The organism is Dellaglioa sp. BT-FLS60 (genome assembly GCF_054941065.1).
This window is the reverse complement of the sequence record NZ_JBSOLI010000011.1, coordinates 1-494: the sequence shown is the minus strand read 5'-3', so window position 1 is coordinate 494 and position 494 is coordinate 1. Positions and strand designations below refer to the sequence as shown.

Annotated in this window: 1 rRNA gene; it reads right to left on the bottom strand. The window is 56.9% G+C overall.

From position 1 onward, the window contains the following. Window positions 1-494, bottom strand: a 16S ribosomal RNA gene (locus tag ACVQ8P_RS00325); the annotation flags it as partial.

Genomic DNA, 494 nt, shown 5'->3' with positions numbered 1-494 from the left:
CGTATTACCGCGGCTGCTGGCACGAAGTTAGCCGGGGCTTCTTCTGCGGGTACCGTCATTATCGTCCCTGCTGAAAGAATTTTACAACCCTAGGGCCTTCATCATCCACGCGGCATGGCTGGATCAGGCTTGCGCCCATTGTCCAATATTCCCCACTGCTGCCTCCCGTAGGAGTCTGGGCCGTGTCTCAGTTCCGGTGTGGCTGATCATCCTCTCAGACCAGCTACGGATCGTCGCCTTGGTAGGCCTTTACCCTACCAACTAGCTAATCCGACGCAGGCTCATCTGATAGCGAGAGGTCCGAAGATCCCCCCCTTTCCCCCGTAGGGCGTATGCGGTATTAGCGTCCCTTTCGAGACGTTGTCCCCCACTACCAGGCAGATTCCTACGCGTTACTCACCCGTTCGCCGCTTACCCAGCAAGCTGGGTTCGCTCGACTTGCATGTGTTAGGCATGCCGCCAGCGTTCAATCTGAGCCATGATCAAACTCTCTA